General features: G+C 66.4%; 5 protein-coding genes. 2 read left to right on the top strand and 3 right to left on the bottom strand.

Annotated elements, in window-relative coordinates; genetic code table 11:
- Positions 1-135: 135 nt before the first annotated feature.
- From WCB02_RS12875 to WCB02_RS12865, 3 genes are read right to left on the bottom strand one after another with little or no spacing between them, the layout of a single operon-like run.
- A complete protein-coding gene (locus WCB02_RS12875; protein ID WP_423958608.1) occupies positions 136-720 on the bottom strand; it encodes an amino acid synthesis family protein in 585 nt (194 codons plus the stop codon).
- Positions 721-741: 21 nt separating this feature from the next.
- On the bottom strand, positions 742-1,641 hold the full coding sequence (locus WCB02_RS12870; protein ID WP_423958607.1) for a UPF0280 family protein: 900 nt from the start codon (positions 1,639-1,641) through the stop codon (positions 742-744).
- Positions 1,638-3,026: a 6-hydroxynicotinate reductase gene (locus WCB02_RS12865; RefSeq protein ID WP_423958609.1), complete on the bottom strand. Its 1,389-nt coding sequence runs from the start codon at positions 3,024-3,026 to the stop codon at positions 1,638-1,640. The genes WCB02_RS12870 and WCB02_RS12865 overlap by 4 nt, the downstream gene beginning before the upstream one ends.
- A gap of 350 nt (positions 3,027-3,376) precedes the next feature.
- Here WCB02_RS12865 and WCB02_RS12860 point away from each other — a divergent pair, with 350 nt between their 5' ends.
- Complete coding sequence (locus WCB02_RS12860; RefSeq protein ID WP_423958606.1) at positions 3,377-3,859, top strand: (2Fe-2S)-binding protein; 483 nt, start codon at positions 3,377-3,379, stop codon at positions 3,857-3,859.
- Positions 3,859-6,157, top strand: a 2,299-nt coding sequence (locus WCB02_RS12855; RefSeq protein WP_423958605.1) for a molybdopterin cofactor-binding domain-containing protein, incomplete at its 3' end; no start/stop codon positions are given. The genes WCB02_RS12860 and WCB02_RS12855, both read left to right, overlap by 1 nt.

Genomic DNA, 6,157 nt, shown 5'->3' with positions numbered 1-6,157 from the left:
GATCTTGATCTCGCCTTGCGCCATGGCGGAATCGGCCATGCCGGCGACAACCATCGCCAGACTTGCGCTCAAGACCAGACTTGCTCCCAGGAAATATCTGCGTTGCATTGCCTTAGATCTCCACTGTTGAACAAACTATCGTAAGCCGTCGTCGCCCTTGATCTCCGCGGCCGTGAGCCCGCCGACCCGCGGCAGCGGCCGGCCGCTGTCGGTGACGGCGAGCGCGACCATGATCTCGTTGGCGCGTGGCGCGTCGTTGATCTGCACTTCCATGCCGTCGAAATGGCTGCGCACGAAGGCCGCGTCCTTGTGGCCGAGCGGAATATCCAGCGTCGTGCCCGGCCCGCTCCTCTTCTTCGATGACGGAATCAGCGCCGCGCCCTTGCCGAGCGTCTTGCGGACCGGCGCGCCCATTTTGGGATGCAGGATCGCTGCCGCGTGCTCGAGCTCGCCATTTTCGCCGACCGCGGCGGCCTTGCCATAGCTGTGCGCCTTGGCGCCATCGATGCCGAGGGCGGCAACCGCCCGCTTTGCCAGCAATTCGCCAAGCTCCTCGCCGATCGCGACCAGCGGTGAGAGGTCCTCGACATATTTGCCGGCAAACGGATTTTCGATCACGGCAATCGCGGCCGCGCGCCGGGTCGGCGGCGAGATGGCCTTGCCCATCTCGATTCTCGTCTCCTCGACCACCGTGACGATCTTGCGAATGACAGCGCTCATGGTTTTCTGTCCCGTTTCAGGTCAAATCGTCTCTAGCACGCGTTCATGAAACAGTCGCGGCGCGCTTGCGCCGGCCCACCGGGTTCCTACCACAGCCGTTTCGCCGCACAGCCGCAACACCGCGCCGTCGATCAGGCCGGCAGCCAGCAATCGTCGCGCACAGCGGGCGCCGGCCTCCAGCGCATCGGCGATATCGCCAGCCGACAACGCGCCGACCTCGCGGGTGACGAGACGCGAGCCGAGATCGCTGTCGGGCTGCAAATGATCGGCCGAGACGCGGGCAATCGCGGGATGTCCGGGCAGATCGACGGCGTTGGCAATGACGGTCGCCGCCGCATCGGCCTGCGCCCCGGCAGTGGCGAGCACCGTGACCGCGTCGGCGATGCCGAGCGAGAAACTGCGGCCGTGACGGCCGCTGGTGGCAATGCCGCGCGAGGGATCATCGGCGTCGATGGTGAGAGTACGCAGCACGCCGAGCTGGTCCGGCCGGTCCAACAGGCCGACGTTGAATTGCTCGCCACTGCCAAGATGCAGCGCAATGTCGCCACCATTGTTGACATAGGCGCGATCGAGCGGGCCCACCGCGAGCATCGTTCGCAAAATTTCATCGGCGACGGAGCCAGCGACAGCGGCCATCGGCGTGATGAAGCAATCGCGCGCGAACGGCACGACCGCCGCATGCATGCGGCGTGCAACGATCCCTTTGAACATGCAGCGCGCGGGATCCGCGGCCTTGCGCAAGTCCGCAAGCTCAGCGCACAACTCATCGAGCAGGCCTGCGAAGCGGCCCGCCGCCGCCTCATAGGCCACGCGAACATGCGACCCGATCCCCGTCGCCTCCAAGATCAGATCAATCGGACCATCCTGCAAATGCAGCCGCTTGCCGCAGGCCAGCCACGCGACTCGCCGGTGCCGGGTCATGCGCGTCGGCTCGGCATCGCGGGCATCGCGCGGATCTCGGCAAAGTCCTTCACCGAAGCCAATGGGCGCACATGGTCCATGTGGCCGCCGAGCGCCGCGTAGTCCGACAGTTTCAAAGTGAATTCGATCGGCGCGACCAAGGCGGGCGTCGGCACATAGCCGAAGGCGCCGACCGGCATTTGCGTCACATCGACCATGAAAGTGATGCCGCCGCCGGGCCAGACATAGACCGGCGCGCCGCCGCTGGTGACGCGCGTCAGCGCGTCCTTTACCGATCGCGTCAGGCGAACCGGATTGTCGGTGACGCCGGCGCGCAGCGAGCCGCCGGCGCCCGCCATGAACAGCACGGTGCACAGCGCCGGCTCGCAGTTCTCCTGGATCCGCTCGACCGATGCTTTCAGGTCTGGCGGCATTGTCGTCTCGATCGGCCGCAGCGCCTCGTCGAGCCGATAAAACGCCGAATGCTCACCTGTGGTCGAGACCATCAGCATGGTCAGCCCAGGCCTTGCGGCCTTCGGATCGAACGGCCCGAGCACCGAGAGCGGATCGGAAATCTTGGTGCCGCCCCAGCCCGTACCTGGCTCCGCGACCTGAAAATAGCGGCCCGGCGTCGAGCGCCGGCCTTTCATCTTGATCCCGGTGTCGGCGATGTCGAGCAGCTTGCCGGCCTGATGTTCCGAGAGCACTCCGGTGATGTGGTCGTCCACCACCACGACCTCGTCGACCTTGCCCTGCCACTGCTTGGCGAACATGCCGATCGTCGCCGAGCCGCAACCGACCCGCATCCGCTCTTCGGCCACGCCGTTGACGACCGGCGCGCGGCCGGCCTGCACGATGACCGTGGCACCGCCATCGATCGCAAGCTCGACCGGCTTGCAGTTGCTCAGGTCCATCAGCGTGTCGCAGGTGACGCGGCCCTGTTTCTTCGAGCCGCCGGTGAGATGATGCACGCCGCCAAGCGACAGCATCTGCGAGCCGTATTCGCTGGTGGTGACATGTCCGACCGCCTCGCCATCGGCCCGAACCGCAGCGGTTTCCGGGCCAAGATAGCGGTCGGTGTCGATCTTCACCTTGACGCCGCAATAGCTGAAGATGCCCTCGGTCACGACCGTCACCATGTCGACGCCGTCGATCTCGGAGGCAACGATGAAGGGCGCGGGCTTGTAGTCGGGATAGGTGGTCCCGGCGCCGATCGCGGTCACGAACAGGCCCGGCTCCTGAACGATCTTGCCGTCCCAGTCGGCAACGGCCTGGAACGGCACCAGCCGTCCGCCATGCGACACCGTGCGTTCCAGCAGGATGTGCGGATCGACGCGGACCAGTTCGCCATTCTGATTGGCATAACGGTCGCAGGCGCCCGCCGCGCCCGGCTTGATGTAGCACATCACCGGGCAGGCATCGCAGCGGATCTTGTCGGCGGCGGCCGTCGCAGCTTCAGATATCAAAGAGCCTGATCCTCGAGCTGATCCTTGAACTGCCCCTTGGGCGGCCCGGACTCAACCATCGCGGCGCCGGGCAATTTGTTCGTATACGAACGATGTTGCGCGCGGGGCCAAAAGCTGTCAAGCGCCGTGCACTGCGAAACCCCGGTGTGCCGAATATTAACTCAATTGCCTGCCGCCGGTGTTCATAAAGCAGGCATGACATCACCGGCGGAACGCGGCTTGCACGTTTGTACACAAACGTTAGTCTCACCCGCGAGCTTTGTATCGCAGCCGCCGGGGCCGAAAGCAGGATGCCGTCAACCACGTTTCGCCTGAGCGTCAACGGCGCGATGCACGAAGTCGATGCCGCCCCGGACACCGCGTTACTATATGTGTTGCGCAACGATCTCGCATTGAACGGACCGAAATACGGCTGCGGCCTCGGCGAATGCGGCACCTGCACCGTGCTGATGGACGGCGTCGCGGCACGCGCCTGCGTGATCCCGATCGAGGGCTGCGTCGGACGCGACATCGTCACCCTCGAAGGCCTCGGCTCGCGTGAGCATCCCGATCCGGTGCAGGACGCCTTCATCCGGGAGCAGGCCGCGCAATGCGGCTATTGCCTCAACGGCATGATCATGACCACCAAGGCGCTGTTGAATAACAACCCGCGCCCGTCCGAGCACGAATTGCGCGCCGCGCTGCAATTCAACCTGTGCCGCTGTGGCGCCCATGTCGAGATCCTGCGCGCGGCGATGCGCGCCGCGGGCCATCGCGTCGAGGCCCGCGACTGATGGACGAACCGCGCTCTCCGGCAACGCGCGAACCTTACCGGGGTTCGCTGTCCGTGGTCCGCGCCGCGAACGAGGCGGCGAGCGGCTTCGAGACCTTCATCAGGATCAGCGCCGACGGCGCGGTCACCGCCTTCAACGGTCACGTCGATCTCGGCACCGGGATTCGCACCGCGCTCGGCCAGATCGTCGCCGAAGAACTCGACGTCTCGCTGGCCCGCGTCGTCGTCGTGCTCGGCGACACCACGCGCGTCCCCAATCAGGGCGCAACGATCGCGAGCGAGACGATCCAGATTACGGCCGTCCCCTTGCGCAAGGCCGCGGCGCAGGCGCGGCAATTCCTGATCGAGCGCGCCGCGCGACGCCTCGCGCTGCCGGCAGCCGAGCTTGCGATCGAGGACGGCCTGATCCGCGGCAAGGACAACCGCAGCATCAGCTATGGCGAACTGATCGCCGACGACACCATCCGCCTCGAGCTTGCTGACGAGGTTCCGGTCAAGCCGGTGAATAGCTACGCCATCGTCGGAAAATCCGTGCCGCGCGTCGACCTGCCGGCCAAGGCGACGGGCGAACTGGTCTATGTTCACGACGTCCGCGTGCCCGGCATGCTGCATGGCCGCGTGGTGCGGCCACCCTATGCCGGCGTCGATGCCGGCGGCTTTGTCGGCACCAGCCTGATCGCGGTCGATGAGGGCTCGGTGCGCGATATTCCAGGCCTCATCGCCGTGGTGCGCATCGGCGATTTCGTCGGCGTGGTCGCGACCCGCGAAGAAACCGCGATCAAGGCGGCGGCGCGACTGAAACTGAGCTGGAAGCCAGTGCCCTCGTTGCCGGACCTGAACAACATCGAGACCGCGCTGCGCGCCAATCCATCGGCGCCGCGAGTCCTGATCGAGAAGGGCGATGTGGACGCAGCGATTGCGGGGGCCGCGAAGCCGATGCAACGGACCTATCTCTGGCCCTATCAGATGCACGGCTCGATCGGTCCGTCCTGCGCGGTCGCGGATTTTGCGGACGGTCACATCAAGGTCTGGTCAGGCACGCAAAATCCGCATCTGCTGCGCGCCGATCTCGCGCTGCTGGTCGAGCGTCCGGAGTCCGAGATCGAGGTGATCCGGCTGGAAGCCGCGGGCTGCTATGGCCGCAATTGCGCCGATGATGTCAGCGCGGATGCGCTATTGCTGTCGCGCGCGGTCGGCCGGCCGGTGCGCGTGCAACTGACGCGCGAGCAGGAACACGCCTGGGAGCCGAAAGGCACCGCCCAGCTGATGGACGTCAAGGGCGGCTTGAACGAAGACGGCAGCGTCGCCGGTTATGATTTTGCCACGCGCTATCCATCCAACGGCGCACCGACGCTGGCGTTGCTGCTCACCGGCAGGATCGCGGCCGACCCTGCCGTCTCCGAGATGGGCGACCGCACCGCGATTCCGCCCTATGATTACGACAACTTGCGCGTCACCGCGCACGACATGCCGCCGATCGTGCGCGCGGCGTGGCTGCGCGGCGTCTCGGCGCTGCCCAACACTTTCGCGCATGAATCATACATCGACGAGTTGGCGGCCGAGGCCGGCGTCGACCCCATCGATTATCGCCTGCGCTACCTGGGGGACCCGCGCGCGGTCGACCTGGTCAAGGCGGTCGCCGAGCGCGCCGGCTGGACGCCGCGACCGGTCCGGCAGCAGAAGACAGCCGAAAACGGCGTCGTCAGCGGGCGCGGCTTCGCCTATGCGCTTTATGTTCACAGCAAGTTTCCGGGCTTCGGCGCGGCCTGGTCGGCCTGGATCGCCGACGTCGCGGTCAACACGGTGACTGGTGACGTCAGCGTGACCCGGGTCGTCGCAGGCCAGGATTCCGGCCTGATGATCAATCCGGACGGCGTGCGGCATCAGATCGAGGGCAACGTCATCCAGTCGACCAGCCGCGCGCTGATGGAAGAGGTGTCGTTCGACCGCGGCGGCCTGGTCGCGAGCCGCGAATGGGGCGCCTATCCCATCATCCGCTTTCCGCAACTGCCCGAGATCGACGTATTGATGCTGCCGCGACAGGATCAACCGCCGCTCGGCGTCGGCGAGTCCGCCTCGGTGCCGAGCGCGGCCGCGATCGCCAACGCCATCTTCGATGCCACCGGCGTGCGATTTCGCGAGCCGCCGTTCACGCCGGAACGCATTTTGCGGGGCTTGCGCGGCGACGACTTTGTCACGCAGGACGCCCTGCCTGCGCCGGCCGCAAGTGCGCCTCGCCCGGCCGCGCTGTGGAATCCGTTTGCGCGACGGCGCGGGGCGTTGGCGACGGTTGCGGCCC

This window comes from Bradyrhizobium sp., assembly GCF_049581145.1.
Taxonomy (GTDB): Bacteria; Pseudomonadota; Alphaproteobacteria; order Rhizobiales; family Xanthobacteraceae; genus Bradyrhizobium.
Note: the sequence above shows the minus strand (reverse complement) of the source record. Positions and strands in the feature narration are given on the sequence as shown.